16 protein-coding genes are annotated in these 16,389 nt (G+C 70.0%); all 16 read right to left on the bottom strand.

All coding sequences use genetic code 11. The features are described from left to right. Positions 1-92: 92 nt before the first annotated feature. The 16 genes from tyrS to infC all read right to left on the bottom strand — a co-directional run bounded on the left by tyrS (position 93) and on the right by infC (position 16,296). On the bottom strand, positions 93-1,364 hold the full coding sequence (gene tyrS, locus FSW06_RS03525; RefSeq protein ID WP_010122100.1) for a tyrosine--tRNA ligase: 1,272 nt from the start codon (positions 1,362-1,364) through the stop codon (positions 93-95). 44 nt (positions 1,365-1,408) lie between these two features. Continuing rightward, positions 1,409-1,576, bottom strand: coding sequence for a Trm112 family protein (locus FSW06_RS03530; RefSeq protein ID WP_010122101.1), 168 nt, complete (start codon positions 1,574-1,576; stop codon positions 1,409-1,411). Positions 1,577-1,692: 116 nt separating this feature from the next. Next, positions 1,693-3,132, bottom strand: a complete 1,440-nt coding sequence (argH, locus tag FSW06_RS03535; RefSeq protein ID WP_010122102.1) for an argininosuccinate lyase — start codon at positions 3,130-3,132, stop codon at positions 1,693-1,695. Positions 3,133-3,146: 14 nt separating this feature from the next. Beyond that, complete coding sequence (locus FSW06_RS03540) at positions 3,147-4,349, bottom strand: argininosuccinate synthase (protein ID WP_010122103.1); 1,203 nt, start codon at positions 4,347-4,349, stop codon at positions 3,147-3,149. Positions 4,350-4,392: 43 nt separating this feature from the next. Beyond that, complete coding sequence (locus FSW06_RS03545; protein WP_010122105.1) at positions 4,393-4,893, bottom strand: arginine repressor; 501 nt, start codon at positions 4,891-4,893, stop codon at positions 4,393-4,395. Then, entirely contained in the window at positions 4,878-5,786 is a 909-nt protein-coding gene (gene argF / locus FSW06_RS03550; RefSeq protein ID WP_010122106.1) for an ornithine carbamoyltransferase, read from the bottom strand. Before argF ends, FSW06_RS03545 begins: the two co-directional genes overlap by 16 nt. Continuing rightward, on the bottom strand, positions 5,787-6,965 hold the full coding sequence (locus tag FSW06_RS03555; protein ID WP_010122107.1) for an acetylornithine transaminase: 1,179 nt from the start codon (positions 6,963-6,965) through the stop codon (positions 5,787-5,789). Beyond that, positions 6,958-7,902, bottom strand: coding sequence for an acetylglutamate kinase (gene argB / locus FSW06_RS03560; RefSeq protein WP_010122108.1), 945 nt, complete (start codon positions 7,900-7,902; stop codon positions 6,958-6,960). The genes FSW06_RS03555 and argB overlap by 8 nt, the downstream gene beginning before the upstream one ends. Before the next feature lie 15 nt (positions 7,903-7,917). Further along, positions 7,918-9,096 carry a bifunctional glutamate N-acetyltransferase/amino-acid acetyltransferase ArgJ gene (argJ, locus tag FSW06_RS03565; RefSeq protein WP_010122109.1) on the bottom strand — a complete coding sequence of 393 codons (1,179 nt, stop codon included), beginning with the start codon at positions 9,094-9,096 and terminating at the stop codon, positions 7,918-7,920. 24 nt (positions 9,097-9,120) lie between these two features. Beyond that, positions 9,121-10,140 (bottom strand): N-acetyl-gamma-glutamyl-phosphate reductase, encoded by a 1,020-nt coding sequence (gene argC, locus FSW06_RS03570; protein WP_010122110.1) that lies wholly within the window; start codon positions 10,138-10,140, stop codon positions 9,121-9,123. A 193-nt stretch (positions 10,141-10,333) separates the two neighbouring features. Beyond that, positions 10,334-12,916: a phenylalanine--tRNA ligase subunit beta gene (gene pheT, locus FSW06_RS03575; protein WP_010122111.1), complete on the bottom strand. Its 2,583-nt coding sequence runs from the start codon at positions 12,914-12,916 to the stop codon at positions 10,334-10,336. A 61-nt stretch (positions 12,917-12,977) separates the two neighbouring features. Further along, the gene (pheS, locus tag FSW06_RS03580) at positions 12,978-14,000 is read right to left on the bottom strand and encodes a phenylalanine--tRNA ligase subunit alpha (protein ID WP_010122113.1); all 1,023 of its coding nucleotides are present in this window, start codon (positions 13,998-14,000) and stop codon (positions 12,978-12,980) included. A 69-nt stretch (positions 14,001-14,069) separates the two neighbouring features. Next, positions 14,070-14,966 (bottom strand): TrmH family RNA methyltransferase, encoded by an 897-nt coding sequence (locus FSW06_RS03585; RefSeq protein ID WP_010122115.1) that lies wholly within the window; start codon positions 14,964-14,966, stop codon positions 14,070-14,072. Positions 14,967-15,066: 100 nt separating this feature from the next. Then, entirely contained in the window at positions 15,067-15,450 is a 384-nt protein-coding gene (gene rplT / locus FSW06_RS03590) for a 50S ribosomal protein L20 (protein WP_010122116.1), read from the bottom strand. A gap of 56 nt (positions 15,451-15,506) precedes the next feature. Next, complete coding sequence (gene rpmI / locus FSW06_RS03595) at positions 15,507-15,701, bottom strand: 50S ribosomal protein L35 (RefSeq protein WP_010122117.1); 195 nt, start codon at positions 15,699-15,701, stop codon at positions 15,507-15,509. Positions 15,702-15,744: 43 nt separating this feature from the next. After that, complete coding sequence (infC, locus tag FSW06_RS03600) at positions 15,745-16,296, bottom strand: translation initiation factor IF-3 (RefSeq protein WP_083827112.1); 552 nt, start codon at positions 16,294-16,296, stop codon at positions 15,745-15,747. Positions 16,297-16,389: the final 93 nt, after the last annotated feature.

Genomic DNA, 16,389 nt, shown 5'->3' on the forward strand with positions numbered 1-16,389 from the left:
ATCTGACACACGGAGTTTCCCCCGTGAACGGTGTTCATCTCAGATGCAGGTCAGCGGCCCCCCACCGCGCCTGCTCCCCCGATCACGGGGCGCTAGGCGCCCTGGACCCGCACCCCGGCGAAGCGCTTCTTGCCCTTGCGCAGCACCAGCAGCGACCCGTGGAGCAGATCCCCGGCACCGGGCACCCACTCCGCGTCCGCCACACGCACGTTGTTGACGTACGCGCCGCCCTCCTTGATCGTGCGGCGGGCCGCACCCTTGGTCGACTCCAGACCGGCGGCGATGAGCAGGTCGACGATCGCGGTGCCCGGCGCCGCCTCGACGATGCCGGCGTCCCCGCTCTCCGACAGGGCCGCAGCCAGCGTGGCCTCGTCGAGATCGGCGAGCTCGGCCTTGCCGAAGAGCGCCTGCGCGGCCTGCTCGACCTTCGCCACGGCGTCCTGCCCGTGGACCAGGGCGGTCATCTCCCGGGCGAGGGTGCGCTGCGCCTCCCGCTTGAACGGCCGCTCCTCGACCTCCACGGCCAGCCGGTCCAGCTCCTCCTTCCCCAGGAAGGTGAACCAGCGCAGGTAGCGGATGACGTCGGCGTCCGCCGCGTTGAGGAAGTACTGGTACCAGCTGTACGGGCTCGTCATCTCCGGGTCGAGCCACAGCTTGCCGCCGCCGGTGGACTTGCCGAACTTCCGGCCCTCCGAGTCGGTGACCAGCGGGACGGTCAGGCCGTGGACGACTTCACCTGCGACCCGGCGGTTGAGGTCCACGCCGGAGACGATGTTGCCCCACTGGTCCGACCCGCCGATCTGCAGCCGGCAGTTGTAGCGCCGGCGCAGCTCCACGAAGTCGTTGGCCTGCAGCAGCATGTAGGAGAACTCGGTGTAGGAGATGCCGTCGGACTCCAGGCGGCGCTTCACCGTGTCCCGCGAGAGCATGGTGTTCAGGCTGAAGTTCTTGCCCACGTCACGCAGGAAGTCCACGACCGACATCTTCCCGGTCCAGTCCATGTTGTTGGCCATGATCGCGGCATTGTCCCCCTCGAAGGAGACGAACGCGGCGAGCTGCTCACGGATCTTCGCGACGTTCTCCGCCGCGGTCTCCGCCGAGATCATGGACCGCTCCCCGACGTCACGGGGATCGCCGATCATGCCGGTGGCCCCGCCGGCGAGCAGGATCGGGGTGTGTCCGGCCCGCTGCAGCCGGGCGAGCATGAGTAGCGGCACGAGGTGCCCGGCGTGCAGTGACGGGCCGGTCGGGTCGAAGCCGACGTAGGCGGTCGTGGGGGTGTCGAGCTCGGTGCGCAGCTCGTCGATGTCGGTGGACTGCGCGATGAGGCCGCGCCAGGAAAGTTCGTCGATGATGTTCGACACGGGATGGGGTCCTTCAGAAGATGAGATCGGAACGGGGATCAAATTCAGGCCAGCGGCCAGGCGACGGCCTCGTCGGCCAGCAGGACGGGGATACCGTCCTGCACCGGATAGGCCACCGACAGGCGCGGATTGACCAGATAGTCACCGTGATCCTCCAGGGGCTGCTTGTCCTGCGGGCACACGAGAATCTCAAGAAGGCGCGGATCGGTCATGCCCCACAGTCTATCCGCCCGCCCCCGCCCGTGACGCGTCAGGGGCGCCCGGGGGACCGTCCCCCGGGCGCCCTGCTCCCCCGCTGTGCCGGTTGTGCCGGCCTGTGCCGCCTGTGTCAGCCGCGGACGGGCGTCCCCGCCCACGTGCGGTCGGCCGCGGCCCGGTCGACGACCCGGCCGAGCTGCTCGGCGACCCGCACCCCGGCGGTCCCGCCGCGGGTGGCACGGGACGCCACCGCGCCCTGGACGGTGAGCACCGACCGGACCTCCGGGGTCAGCTTCGGGTGCACCCCGGCGAGTTCCTCGTCGGTGAGGTCGACCAGGCCCACCCCGCGCTCCTCGGCGATCCGGACGCACTGGCCGGACGCCTCGTGGGCGTCGCGGAACGGCACGCCCTGCCGCACCATCCACTCGGCCAGGTCGGTGGCCAGCGTGAAGCCCGCCGGGGCCAGCTCGAGCAGCCGGTCCGGATGGAAGGTCAGCGTGCCGACCAGCCCCGCCATGGCCGGCAGCAGGAGGTGGAGCTGGGTGACCGCGTCGAGGATCGGCTCCTTGTCCTCCTGCAGGTCCCGGTCATAAGCCAGCGGCAGCGCCTTGAGCGTCGCCAGCAGCCCGGTGTGGTCGCCGATGAGGCGTCCGGTCTTGCCGCGCATCAGCTCGGCGACGTCCGGGTTCTTCTTCTGCGGCATGATCGAGGAGCCGGTGGACCACTCGTCGGCGAGGGTGACGTAGCCGAACTCCGGGGTGGACCAGGCGATGATCTCCTCGGCCAGCCGGGACAGGTCGATGGCGACCTGGGCGAGGACGTAGGAGGTCTCGGCGGCGAAGTCGCGGGAGCTCGTCGCGTCGATCGAATTGTCCGCGGCGGAATCGAAGCCGAGTTCCGCGGCGATGGCCTCCGGGTCCAGTGCCAGCGAGGAGCCGGCGAGGGCCCCGGAGCCGTAGGGCGAGACGGCGAGCCGCTTGTCCAGGTCCTGGAACCGCTGGATGTCGCGCAGCAGCGGCTGCGCGTGGGCGAGCAGCTGGTGGGCCAGCAGCACCGGCTGGGCGGCCTGGAAGTGCGTCTTGCCCGGCATGATGACCTCCGGGTTCGCCTTCGCCTGGGCCACCAGGGCGTCCACGACGTCGAGGACGCCCTCGGAGACCTCCCGCACGGCGTCCCGCACCCACATGCGGAACAGGGTGGCGACCTGGTCGTTGCGGGACCGGCCGGCGCGCAGCCGACCGCCGACGACCGGGCCGACCCGGTCGATGAGACCACGTTCCATCGCCCCGTGCACGTCCTCGTCGGACGGTTCCGGGCCGAAGGCACCGGAGGCGACGTCCTCACCCAGCCGGGCGAGACCGTCGAGCATGGTCGCCAGGTCCTCGTCGGACAACAGTCCGGCGTTGTGCAGCACCTTCGCGTGCGCCGTGGAGGCCAGCACATCGTAGGGGGCGAGTACCCAGTCGAACTGGGTGGACTTGCTCAGTGCGGCCATCGCCTCGGTGGGTCCGCCGGCGAACCGGCCGCCCCACAGGGCGCCTTCGTTGGTGGCGTGCTTCTCGATCGACATGATGGTGCGTGCCCCTACTTCCCGGCCTCGCGGTCGCGCTTGTTGGCGATCTTGGAGGACAGGCCGTGCAGCTCGACGAAGCCCTTGGACATGGTCTGGTCGAAGGTGTCGCCGGTGTCGTAGGTCGCCAGGTTGAAGTCGTAGAGGGACTCCTGCGACCGGCGGCCGTTGACGGTGATGCTGCCGTTGTGCAGCACCAGGCGGATGTCACCGGTGACGTGCTCCTGGGTGGAGGCGATGAAGGCGTCCAGCGACCTCTTCAGCGGGGAGAACCACAGGCCGTCATAGACCTGGTTGGACCACTCGGCCTCGATACCGCGCTTGTAGCGGGCGAGCTCGCGCTCGATGGTGACGTCCTCGAGGGCCTCGTGGGCGCGGATGAGGGTGATCGCACCCGGCGCCTCGTAGATCTCGCGGGACTTGATGCCGATGAGGCGGTCCTCGACCATGTCGAGCCGGCCGACGCCCTGCGCACCGGCACGGCGGTTGAGCTCCTCGATGGCCTGCAGCACGGTGACCTCGCGGCCGTCGATGGCGACCGGCTTACCGGACTTGAACGAGATGATGACCTCGTCGGGGGCCTGGCCGAGGGAGGGCTCCTCGGTGTAGGCGTAGATGTCCTTGGTCGGGGCGTTCCACAGGTCCTCGAGGTAGCCGGTCTCGATGGCGCGGCCCCAGACGTTCTGGTCGATGGAGAACGGCGAAGAGGCCGACTGCTCGATCGGCACGTCGTTCTCCTCGGCGAAGGCGATGGCCTTGTCGCGGGTCCAGGCGAAGTCGCGGGCCGGGGCGATGATCTTCAGCGACGGGTCGGTGTCCATGAAACCGACCTCGAAACGCACCTGGTCGTTGCCCTTGCCGGTGCAGCCGTGGGCGACGTGGGTGCCGCCGTGGGCCTGGGCGGCCTCGACGAGGTGCTTGACGATCAGCGGGCGGGAGATCGCGGAGACCAGCGGGTACTGCTTCATGTACATGCCGTTGGCCTGGATGGTCGGCAGGCAGTAGTTCTCGGCGAATTCATCCTTCGCGTCGACGACGATGGCTTCCACGGCCCCGGCGCCGAGGGCGCGCTGGCGGACGGACTCCATGTCCTCGCCGCCCTGGCCGAGGTCGATGGAGACAGCCACGACCTCGCCGCCGGTCATCTTCTTGAGGTAGGGGATGGCGACGGTCGTGTCGAGGCCACCGGAGTACGCGAGTACGACGCGGTCAGTCATGATTGTTCGTTCGTCCTTTCGGGATCGTGATATCAGGGAAAGTCTAACTGGTTGCGGTTCTGCCCGGGTCGGCGGACCGGGCGAGCGCCTGGAGGTGCCCGGCGAGCACCGCACCGGTCACCGGGCCGCGGGCGAGCACGAAGACCGTGTCGTCACCGGCGATGGTGGCGACCACCTCCGGCAGCTCCGAGCGGTCCAGCACGCTGGCGAGGTACTGGGCCGCCCCGGGCGGGGTGCGCAGCACCGCGATGGTGCCCGAGTGGTCCGCCCCGACGAGCAGTTCCTGCAGGACCCGTCGCAGTCGGGCGGGCCCGTCGGCGGACAGCTGCGAGTCCGGCTCGCCGAGACTGTAGAACGCCCGGCCGTCCACCCGGACCTTCCGGGCGCCGAGGTCGTCGAGGTCCCGCGACAGCGTGGCCTGGGTGATCTCCACCCCCTCGTCGACGAGGTGGTCGAGGAGTTCACGCTGGCTGGGGATCCGGTGGGACCGGATGAGTCGGCCGATGAGGTCCTGGCGGGCGGAGCGGGTTACCGGAACAGCCATTCGAGGAGGGCCTTCTGTGCGTGGAGCCGGTTCTCCGCCTCGTCGAAGACGATCGACTGCGGGCCGTCGATGACCTCGGCGGCCACCTCGTAGCCGCGGTAGGCGGGCAGGCAGTGCATGAACACGGCGTCCCGGGCGGCGGTGGACATGAGCTCCGGGGTCACCTGGAAGGGACGCAGCGCCGAGGTGTCGCGGTCGGCGTCCATCCCCATCGAGACCCAGGTGTCGGTGATGACGACGTCGGCGCCGGTGACATCGGGCTCGCCGATGACCTTCAGGGTCGCCCCGGTCTCGTCGGCCCGAACCTGTGCCCGGTCGACGAACCGCTGCTCGGGCTGGAAGCCCTCGGGGGCGGCGATGGTGATGTCCACTCCGGCGGTGGCGAAGCCGAGCATGTAGGAGTTGGCCATGTTGTTGGCGCCGTCGCCGAGGTAGACGGCCTTCACCCCCTTGAGGTCGCCCTTGCGCTGCTTGATGGTGAGCAGGTCGGCGAGGATCTGGCAGGGGTGGAAGTCGTCGCACAGGGCGTTGACGATCGGCACGGTCGCGGTCTCCGCCATGTCGTGGAGGTTCTGGTGGGCGCCGGTGCGCCACACGACGGCGTCCACGAAGCGGGACAGGACCGCGCCGGTGTCCTGGTAGCTCTCCTTCTTGCCCATCTGGGACACCCCCGAGTCGACGATGATCGGGTGGCCGCCGAGCTGGTAGATGCCGACGTCGAAGGAGAAGCGGGTCCGGGTGGAGGTCTTGTCGAACAGGACCGCCACGGACCTGTCCTGCAGGCTCCTACGGATCGGGTTCGCCACCATGTCCAGGCCGAGGTCGAGGACCTCGGCCTGCTCGGCGACGGTGAGCGAGTCGTCGGCGAAGATGTGGTGCGGTGCGGTGGTCACTTAGAGCAGCTCCTTGAGAATGTCGACGGCGTCGTGGACGTCGGTGTCGGTGATGTTGAGCGGGGGGACGAGGCGCAGCACGTCGTCGGCGGGCTGGTTGAGCAGCAGGCCGGCGTCCAGCGCCGCGGCGGCGAGGCCCGGGCGGGCCTCGGTGAGGACGACGCCGAGCATCAGGCCGCGGCCGCGGACGTGGTCGACCGCGTCGAGCGCCCCGAGTTCGGTGCGCAGGTACTCCCCCTGCGCGTTGACGTTGGCGAGGATGTCCTCGGCGAGGACCGTGTCGATGACGGCGTTGCCCGCCGCGCAGGACACCGGGTTGCCGCCGAAGGTCGAGCCGTGCTGCCCCGCCGACAGCAGTCGACCGGCCGGGGTCGCGGCGACGCACGCCCCGATCGGCAGGCCGCCGCCGAGACCCTTGGCCAGGGTGACGACATCGGGCACGACGCCGGCGGGCAGGTCCGCCTGGTAGCCGAACCACTGGCCGGTGCGGCCCATGCCGGCCTGCACCTCGTCGACGATCATGAGGGCGCCGAACTCGTCGCACAGCTCACGCACCCCGGTGAGGAAACCGGCCGGGGCGGGGACCACACCGGTCTCGCCCTGGACGGACTCCAGGATGACGGCGGCCGTGTCGTCCGGGGCGACCTCGATGAGGGCACGCAGGGCGTCCAGGTCACCGTAGGGGTAGAACTCCACCCCGGCGGGCATCGGCTCGAACGGGGCCCGCTTGGCGGGCTGCCCGGTCATCGCCAGTGAGCCCATCGTGCGGCCGTGGAAGCCGTGCTCGGCGGCGAGGATCCGGGACCTGCCGGTCAGCCGAGCGGTCTTGAACGCGGCCTCGTTGGCCTCGGCGCCGGAGTTCGAGAAGAACACGTGGGCGTCCGGGGAGATGAGGTCCCGCAGCTTGTTCGCCAAGGTGATGACCTGCGGGTGGGCGAAGATGTTGGAGGTGTGGCCCAGGGTGGCGATCTGCTCGGAGACGGCCTTCACGACCGCCGGGTGGGCGTGGCCCAGGGCGTTGACGGCGATGCCGGCGAGCAGGTCGATGTACTCCCTGCCGTCGGAGTCGGTGACCCGGCTCCCCTTCCCGGAGACGAGTTCGATCGCCGGGGTGCCGTAGGTCGGCATGACCGCGGCCTCCCAGGCGGACTTCCAGTTCTGTGCGGTGCTGTCAGGCATTGGGCGACTCCCAGTCTTCAGGGGCGATCATCGTGCCGATGCCGCCTTCGGTCATGAGCTCGAGGATGACGGAGTGCCGTTCGCGGCCGTCGATGACGTGCGCGGCCGAGACGCCCGTGCGCACGGCGGACAGGCAGGCCTCCATCTTGGGGATCATGCCGGCGTCCAGGTCCGGCAGGATCTTCGCCAGTTCGTCCGGGGCGATCCGGGACACCAGCGAGTCGCGGTCCGGCCAGTCGGTGTAGAGCCCCTCGACGTTGGTGAGCATGACCAGGCGCTCGGCACCCAGCGCGCTGGCGAGCGCACCGGCGGCGGTGTCCGCGTTGATGTTGTAGACGTTGCCGTCCTCGTCGGGGGCGAAGGGGGCGACGACCGGGATCCGGCCGGCGTCGATGAGGTCCATGAGCACGGTGGCGTCCACCTGGGCGATGTCGCCGACGCGGCCGAGATCGACCTCCTCGCCGTCGATCCAGGCGTTCTTCTTCACGGCGGTGAACAGGCCGGCGTCCTCCCCGGAGGTGCCGACGGCGAACGGGCCGTGCTGGTTGATGAGGTTGACAAGTTCTCGGCCGACCTTGCCGAACAGCACCATCCGGACGTACTCCATGGTCTCCGGGGTGGTGTAGCGCAGCCCGCCGATGAACTTCCCCTCCAGCCCGACCTTGTCGAGCATCTCGGTGATCTGGGGGCCGCCGCCGTGGACGACGATGGGGTGCGCACCGACGGTGCGCAGGAAGGCCATGTCGGCGGCGAAGGCGGCCTTGAGGTCGTCGTCGATCATCGCGTTGCCGCCGTACTTCACGACGACGATCTTGCCGCGGTAGTGCAGCAGCCAGGGCAGTGCCTCGGCCAGCACGTCGGCCCGGATCGCCGGCGAGAGGCCGGCGGTCCCCCGGTAGACGACCTTCTCGGGGGTCTCTGACGCAGGTTCAGTCATGGTGTCCGTGATCTCCTAGGAGCTGTAGGCCGAGTTGATGTGGACGTAGTCGTGCGAGAGGTCCGTGGTCCAGACGGTGGCCGTGCCGGGCCCGCCGGTGCCGAGGTCGACGAGGACGTCGATGTCGGTGCCGGACAGGTCGACGTCGCGGGCGCCGGGGGCGCCGGTCGCGTCGACGCACACCGGGTGGCCGTTGAAGCTCACCGAGATCTTCTCCGCGTCCATGTGGACCGGTGCCATGCCGACGGCGGCGAGGGTGCGGCCCCAGTTCGGGTCGGAGCCGAACATGGCGCACTTGAACAGGTTGTCGCGGCCGAGCACCCGGGCGGCAGTCTTGGCGTCCGCGTCGGTGTCCGTCCCGGTGACGGTGATGTTCACCCGCTTGGTCACGCCTTCGGCGTCGCCCTGCAGCTGCTTCGCCAGGTCCAGGCAGACGGCCCGGACGGCGGCGGCGAGCTCCTCGTCGCACGGGCTGATGCCGGAGGCGCCGTTGGCCATGAGAATGACCGTGTCATTGGTGGAGGTCGAGCCGTCGATGTCGATGCAGTCGAAGGAGACCTCGGCGGAGGCGCTGAGGTACGGGGCCGGATCGTCGATGTGGGCGTCGGTGGTGAGCACGACGAGCATCGTCGCCAGCGACGGGGCCATCATGCCCACGCCCTTGGCCATGCCGCCGAGGGTCCAGCCCTCGCCGTGGTAGACGGCCTGCTTGGCGACGGTGTCGGTGGTCATGATGGCGGTCGCGGCGGCGAGGGCGGCGTCCTGCCCGGTGGCAGAATCCTGCTGCACGTCGGTGGTGACGGTGCTGATCCCGGCGAGCAGCTTGTCCATCGGCAGGGTGTCGCCGATGAGCCCGGTGGAGCACACCGCGACCTCGGACGCCGCGACGCCGAGCGCCTCACCGACCGCCGCGGCGGTCGCTTCGGCGTCCCGGTCGCCCTGGGCGCCGTTGCAGGCGTTGGCGTTGCCGGAGTTGAGGATGACGGCGTGGAAGGTGCCGTCATTGTGGCCGCGGGTGTACTTCACCGGGGCGGCGAAGACCTTGTTGCGGGTGAAGAGCGCGGCGGCGGTGTACTCGGGGCCGTCGTTGACGACGAGGGCGAGGTCCGGGTTGCCGGAGGGCTTGATGCCGGCGGTCGTGGCGGCGGCCCGGAACCCGGCGGCGGCGGTCACACCGGTGGTGTTGTCGGTCATGTGGTTGTTCTCCTGTTTCCGGCTCTACAGCCCGGCCATGGGCAGGCCGGCGGTCTCGTCCCAGCCCTGGATGATGTTGAGGCACTGGACGGCCGCGCCGGCCGTGCCCTTGGTGAGGTTGTCGATCGCGCTGGTCGCCACGACCACACCGTCGACGACGGTGACCTGCAGGTGGCACATGTTCGTCCCGACCACACTCTTGACCTCGGGCTGTTCGCCCTCGGGCAGCAGGTGGAGGAAGGGTTCGTCGGCGCAGAAGTCCTCGTAGGCGGCGCGGATCTCCGCTGCTGTGCCGCGGGCGTCCGCGGTGACGGTGGTGAGGATGCCGCGGCGCAGCGGGGCGAGGACCGGGGTGAAGGTGACGTGGACTTCGCCGGGGTGCCCGTCGGGCAGCACGCGGCGGATGTTCTGCGCCATCTCCGGGGTGTGCCGGTGGGTGCCGACCTTGTAGGAGCGCAGGTTGGACATGGTCTCGCCGCCGAGCATGTTCACCGCGGCCTTCTTGCCGGCGCCGGTGACGCCGGTGACCGAGACGACGGAGACCTTCGGGTCCATCAGGCCCGCGTGCATCGCGGGGGTCAGGGCGAGGGTCGCGCCGGTCGGGAAACAGCCGGGCACCGCCACGCCGGTGGCCTTCCTCAGGATCTCCCGGTTCCCGGGCAGCTCCGGGATGCCGTAGGGCCAGCTGCCGGGCCACTCGCCGCCGTAGTAGGTGTCCCAGTCGTCCCGGGAGACCAGCCGGCGGTCGGCGCCGCAGTCCAGGACGACGGTGTCCCCCAGGTCGAGGGAGGAGGACACGCCGTGCGGGAGGCCGAGGATCGCGACGTCGTGGGCGCCGAGGACGGCCTCGGTGGTCGGTTCCACCGTGCGGTCGGCGAGCTGCGGCAGGCCGGGGACGAGGTCCCCGAAACGCTGTCCGGCGTTGGAGGCGCCGGTGAGGGCTCCGATGGTGAAGTCCCGGCCGTATCCGGGATGGTTCAGGAGGAGGCGGAGGGCTTCTCCGCCGGCGTATCCGCTGGCGCCTGCGACTGCGATCGAGATCATGGAGCCAGTATGCCCCCGGAACACACCGTACGCAAGTTATGCGCGGAACCGGTTAATATTCATTCCGGCCACCTCCGGGAAAGTGTTACCACCTGACGCCGCCGTCATTTTCCCTGACCTGCGGAAACGCCGGCCGACGTGGCTGCAGGGTGGTAATACTTCCGCCACCCGCCCCGGACCCCCCTGGGCGCAGCTACCCGCGCAGGGTGGCGCCGACCTTCTCCGCGGCGGCGGCGACCGCAGCCTCGCGGGCCGCGGACGCCTCGTCCTCGGTGAGGGTGCGGTCCGGGGCGCGGAACCGCAGGCTGTAGGTCAGCGACCGCTTGCCCTCCCCCAGCGCCTCGGCGTGGTAGACGTCGAACAGCCGGATCGACTCGAGCAGGTCGCCGGCCCCGCCGACCAGCGCGGCCTCGACATCGGCGGCCGGGGTCGTCTCGTCGACGACGAGGGCGACGTCCTGGTACAGGGCGGGGAACGGCGACAGGACCGGCCGGGGGAAGTTCTCCGTCAGCGGCAGGCCGTCGAGGTCGAGTTCCAGGGCGATGGTGCGCTTCGGCAGCTCGGCCCGTTCGCAGACCTGCGGGTGGAGTTCACCGGCGTGCCCGACGACGACCTTCTCCCCGTCGGTGCCGACGGCGACGATCTCGGCACAGCGGCCCGGGTGCCACGGCAGGTACTCGCCGTTGCGCAGGGAGATCTCCACACCGGCGGCCCGGGCGATCACCCGGGCGGCCTCGAAGGCGTCCGCCGCGGAGTAGGGCTGTGCGGGGCCCCAGGTGCCCTGCAGCTCCCGGTCCCCGGCGGCGATGACGGCCACGTGCAGCGGCTGCTCCGGGAGGGAGGCCTTCAGTGCGGCGATCTCCTCGGCGCTGGGACGCCCCGCCGTCGACGGCATCGGGGAGAGCCCGGACGCCGTGGTCGGCAGCGTCACCTGCTCCACCCCGAACAGGCCCAGGTCCTTCTGGCCACGGGTGATGTTGCGGCGCAGCGAGTCGATCATCGACGGCAGCAGCGTGGTGCCGATCGTCGCGACGTCGGACTCCAGCGGGTTGAGCACCCGGACCGCGTCGCGCCGCGGGTCCTCGTCGGCGAGGCCCCAGACGTCGAAGGTGTCGTTCGGGATGAACGGGCTCGGCAGGATCTCCAGCCAGCCGTTCCAGGCCAGGGCGTGCCCGACGGCGCGGCGACGGCGCTGCCGCGGGGTGAGTCCGCGCCCCGAGGGCGACGACGGGATCACCGAGGGGATCTGGTCGAGCCCCTCCAGCCGCAGCACCTCCTCCACCAGGTCGGCGGGCATCGTGAGATCCGGACGCCACGTCGGCGGGGTGACCTCGATGGCCATCGCACCGTTGGCGTCCCGCTGCCCGGTGGGGGTGACCGAGCAGCCGACCTCGGTGAGGCGTCCCACCGTGGTGCCCGAGGGGTAGGTCATCCCGGCGGTGCGGCCCGGGGCGGAGGTGTGCATGTCGATGATGCGCATGACGGGGATCTCCCCGACCAGCGAGGATCCGGCGATGACCGTGCCGCCGGCGATGCGGGTCAGCAGGGCGACGGCGTAGTCCAGCGCCGCGCCGATGACGGCGGGGTCGGTGCCGCGCTCGAACCGGCGGGACGCCTCGGACGACAGCCGGTGGCGCCGGGACGTGCGGGCGACCGTGATCTGGTCGAAGTGGGCGGCCTCGAAGAAGACGTCGGTGGTCTCCGCGGAGATCTCGGAGGTGGAACCGCCCATCACCCCGGCCATCGACTGGATACCGGTCTCGTCGGAGATGACGACGTCCTCGCCGGAGAGGGTGCGCTCCACCCCGTCGAGGGTGGTGAGCTTCTCCCCCTCGACCGCACGGTGGACGTGGAGGTCACCGGCGATCCGGCCGGCGTCGAAGGCGTGCATCGGCTGGCCGAGCAGGAACATGATGTAGTTGGTGACGTCGGTCGCCGCGTTCACCGGACGCTGGCCGCACAGCAGCAGTTCCCGCTGCAGCCAGTACGGGGACTCGGCGGTCGGGTCGATACCCTCGACCTTCCGGATGCCGAAGCGGGAGCACTTCGTGTCCTCGTCGACGGTGATGGCCGGCAGCCCCTCCCCCGGCTCCGCCCCGTCGGGCAGGCCGGCGAACAGGTCGGTCGGCAGCGCGGCGGCCGCCGGGTCCCAGGCGGGGTCCCGGAAGCTCAGGCCGAAGGAGCTCGCCAGTTCCCGGGCGAGACCGCGGGCGGACAGTGCGTAGCCGCGGTCCGGGGTGATGTTGACGTCGAAGACCGTGTCGTCCAGGCCGAGGAAGTCCCGGGCGTCCGCACCGATGACGATGTGCGGGTCGCGGGCCTCGGCGCCGCGCAGCGCGATGATGCCGGCGGTCTGCACGGAGGCGAGACCGAGCTCGGCGGCCGAACACATCATGCCCTCGGAGATCTTGCCGTAGGTCTTGCGTGCGGCGATCTCGAAACCGCCGGGCAGGACCGCCCCGGGCAGTGACACGACGACCGTGTCGCCCTTCCGGAAGTTCCGGGCGCCGCAGATGATGTGCTGCAGCTCCCCGGTGCCGTTGGCGTCCCCGACGTTGACCTCGCAGTAGCGGATCGGCTTCTTGAAGCCCTCGAGTTCCTCGTAGTCCTCGACGCGGCCGAAGACGACCGGGCCGGTGGATTCCTCGATGTGGGCGTAGCCCTCGGTCTCGAATCCGACGCGGACGAATCCGGAGTCCATCTCCTCACTGGTGACGGAGAAGGGGGCGGTGGAGGTCCGGAGAAGGCGGGTGAGCCAGTCCTGGGAGATCAGCATGGGTGGTACTCGGTTCCTTGGAGTGAAGCGGTCGGTGAGGTGTCTGGGAAGGTCGGCGGTGTCAGCCGCGGATGCCGAAGGGCTCGGTGAACCGGACGTCGCCTTCCACCATGTCACGCATGTCGGGCAGGCCGTTGCGGAACTGGAGGGTGCGTTCGATGCCCATGCCGAAGGCGAAACCGGAGTAGACGGTCGGGTCGATGCCGGCGGCGGTCAACACGTTGGGGTTGACCATGCCGCAGCCGCCCCACTCGATCCAGCCGGCGCCGCCCTTCTTGTCCGGGAACCACACGTCGACCTCGGCGGAGGGCTCGGTGAACGGGAAGTAGTTCGGGCGGATGCGGGTCTTCGCGTCCTCGCCGAACAGGACGCGGGCGAGGTGGTCGAGCGTGCCCTTGAGGTGGGCCATCGTCAGGCCCTTGTCGACGGCCAGTCCCTCGACCTGGTGGAAGACGGGGGTGTGGGTGGCGTCCAGCTCGTCGGTGCGGAAGACGCGGCCGGGGCAGGCGATGTAGACCGGCACGTCGCGGGAGAGCATGGTGCGCATCTGCACCGGCGAGGTGTGGGTGCGCAGCACCTGCTTCGAACCCTCCGGGGCGATGTGGAAGGTGTCCTGCAGGGTCCGGGCCGGGTGGTCGGGCAGGAAGTTCAACGAGTCGAAGTTGTAGTACTCCGCCTCGATCTCGGGACCGTCGGCGATCTCCCAGCCCATCCCGACGAAGATGTCGGCGATCTGCTCGGAGAGGATGGTGATGGGGTGCTGGCCGCCGCGGTGGGCCCGGGCGGTCGGCAGGGTGACGTCGATGCGCTCGGCGGCGAGGACCTCGGCGTTGCGCTTGTCCTCGAGCCGCTTCTTCGTGAGGTTGAAGGCCTTCTCGATCCGGCCACGTGCCTGGTTGACGATGCGGCCGGCGTCCTTGCGCTGGTCCTTCGGCAGGGTGCCGAGGGCGCGGCGGGCGGCGGGCACGGGGGCGTCGTCCCCGAGGTGTGCGCGGCGCAGCTCGGGAAGCTGGTCCAGATCCGTGGCGGTGTTGAACGCCTGTTCCGCCGCCTCAGCCGCGGCCGTCAGGCCGGCCTCCGTCATGTCTACCCCGTCAGCCACGTGCTGTACCTCGTCCTTAGTCGTCGGCCGGTCAGTTACCAACCGATTATCTTAGCAAGCCGTCGCCCGCACCACCCTCGCGGTCTCGTAGAGGCACACCGCCGCCGCGGTGACAAGGTTGAAGGACTCGGCCTTCCCCTGCATCGGGATGGAGACCCGCAGGTCAGCGAGGTCCTGCCAGTCCCCCAGCCCGTGTGCCTCGTTGCCGAACAGCCAGGCGACCTTCTGGGTCAGCAGCGGCTTCCCCCCGTCGACCGACGCGGTCGCCTCGTCGAGGCTGATGTCGCCGTCGCCGGCGGTCGCGAGCACGAGGTACCCGTGCGCGTGCAGCGCGTCGACCACGTCGGGGACGCTGCGCTCGCGGGCGACCGGCAGGTGGAACAGCGACCCGGCGGAGGAGCGGACGGCCTTGCCGCCCTGCGGGTCGACCGAGTCGCCTGCGAACAGGACGCCGTCGCAGCCCGTCGCGTCGGCGACCCGGACCAGGGCGCCGGCGTTGCCCGGCTCGGCGGTCTCCACCGGGACGGCGAGGCACCCGGTGGTCACCTCCTCCCCCGTGTACAGGCCGTCCGCGGCGACCAGCTGGTCGGCGCACAGGGCGAACAGGCCGGTGGTGGACACCGACTCGCTGATGTGCGCGGCGGCACGGTCGGTGATGAGGAAGACGCGGGTCCCCCGGTCGCTCTCCCCGGTGAGCCCGTCGAGCAGCCGGCCGAACTCGTCGAGTGCGTCCTCGGTGAGGTACACCTCGACCACGGTGCCGTGGCGCAGCGCCGAGCCCACGGCGTTCGACCCCTCGGCGAGGAAACGGCCGACCTTGCGGCGGGCGGCGGCGCGGTGGAGTTTGGCGGCGGTGACGATGCGGGGGGTGCGTTCGGTGAAGGGCTCGTCCCCCATGCGGGTGCGCCAGTCGGCGGCGAGCGGGGAGGACGGGGATGCGGAAGTCATGGCCCCATCGTATCGGTGCCCCGGACAGGGACGCCGACGGCCCCGTGACCCGCTTCCACCGTGTGGAATGCGGGGCACGGGGCCGTGGAGCGGAATCGCGTTACTTGGCGACCGGCGCGTTGACGTCCTCGGGGAGGGCGGCCTTGGCGGCGGCGACGAGGGCGGCGAACGCCTGCGGGTCGTTGACGGCCAGCTCGGCGAGGTTCTTGCGGTCGACCTCGATCTCGGCCAGGCGGAGACCCTGGATCAGACGGTTGTAGGTGATGTCGTTCGCGCGGGCGGCAGCGTTGATGCGCTGGATCCACAGCTTGCGGAACTCACCCTTGCGGGCGCGGCGGTCGCGGAAGGCGTAGGTCTTGGAGTGGAGGACCTGCTCCTTGGCCTTACGGTAGAGCCGGGAGCGCTGGCCGCGGTAACCCTTGGCCTCCTCGAGAGTGGAGCGGCGCTTCTTCTTCGCGTTCACAGAGCGCTTGACACGTGCCATGATGTGACGTCCTTATCTGGATTGACGGTGAGTCGTGGGTGAAGGGGGTGGGCCGGTCAGGCCTTGCCCAGGAGACGCTTGATGCGCTTGGTGTCGGCGGGGGCGACGTCCGTGGTGCCCTTCAGGCGGCGCGTGCGGGTGGAGGGCTTGCCCTCCAGCAGGTGGCGGCGGTTGGCCTGCTCGCGGCGGAGCTTGCCGGAGCCGGTGACCTTGATGCGCTTGGCGGTGCCCTTGTGGGTCTTCTGCTTCATCGTGGATCCTTATTGTCGTTTGAACGTTGACGGTGGGCGGGTACTACTTCTTGCCCTTGCGGACCGGCCCCAGCACCATCGTCATGTTGCGTCCGTCCTGCTTCGCCCGGGTCTCGACGACGCCGTACTCCTTGACGTCCTCAGCCAGCCGTTCCAGCAGACGGAAACCCAGTTCCGGGCGGGACTGCTCCCGACCGCGGAACATGATGGTCACCTTGACCTTCGATCCCTTGGACAGGAACTTGACGACGTTACCCTTCTTGGTCTCGTAGTCGTTGTCGCTGATCTTCGGGCGGAACTTCTGTTCCTTGACCACGGTCTGCTGCTGGTTGCGGCGGGACTCGCGGGCCTTCTGGTCCTGCTCGTACTTGTACTTGCCGTAGTCCATGATCTTGCACACGGGCGGCTTGGCGTTCGGTGCCACCTCGACGAGGTCGAGGTCGGCGTCATAGGCCAGCTTGCGTGCATCGTCGACGCGGACGATACCGACCTGTTCGCCACCCGGGCCGACGAGCCGGACCTCGGGAACGCGAATCCGGTCGTTGATGCGAGCTTGAGCGCTGATGAGAACTCCTGACGTAGCAGTGGTAGTGATGTGTACCGCTCACTGCCCGTGAAGATTCCCCCCGGTACAGCGTCCGTCGGACGCCGCACGGCCGTCCGGGGTGGCTGACCACCCCGGGTGATG

This window comes from Corynebacterium nuruki S6-4, assembly GCF_007970465.1.
Taxonomy (GTDB): Bacteria; Actinomycetota; Actinomycetes; order Mycobacteriales; family Mycobacteriaceae; genus Corynebacterium; species Corynebacterium nuruki.